The organism is Streptomyces sp. NTH33 (assembly GCF_003236365.1).
Taxonomy (GTDB): Bacteria; Actinomycetota; Actinomycetes; order Streptomycetales; family Streptomycetaceae; genus Streptomyces.
Genome location: NZ_POTZ01001148.1, coordinates 1 through 414 on the forward strand (window position 1 = coordinate 1; position 414 = coordinate 414).

1 protein-coding gene is annotated in these 414 nt (G+C 66.9%); it reads left to right on the plus strand.

The features are described from left to right. A partial coding sequence (locus C1I97_RS38910; RefSeq protein ID WP_181447139.1) for a metal-dependent transcriptional regulator occupies positions 1-379 on the plus strand: 379 nt, incomplete at its 5' end. Positions 380-414 lie beyond the last annotated feature (35 nt).

Consider the following 414-nt stretch of genomic DNA (forward strand, 5'->3'; position numbering starts at 1 on the left):
GTCCGACTCCGTCGAGGCGCGACTGGTGACGCTGCTCGACAACCCCACCTCCTGCCCCCACGGCAATCCCATCCCGGGCCTGGGCGAGCTGGGGGCACAGGAGCCGGCCGAGAGCGGCGCCGACGACGCCCTCGAGACCATGTCCGACCTGGCGGGCCCGCGTGACACCGCCGTGGTCGTGCGGCGAATTAGCGAACAAGTGCAAAGCGATCCCGCTGTGATGCTTAAACTCAAGCAAGTTGGGATACAACCCGGACGCGAGGTGACGCTCGCGGCGAGCGACGACGGTGTGCGGGTGACAGGTGACGGTGACGCAAGAGACAATCCCGCGGAGCTTCCGCGTGATGTCGCGGCGCACGTTTTTGTCTCCAAGCGCTGACGCGCGCGCAGCTGCTTGGTTGAATCCCCCTTGGG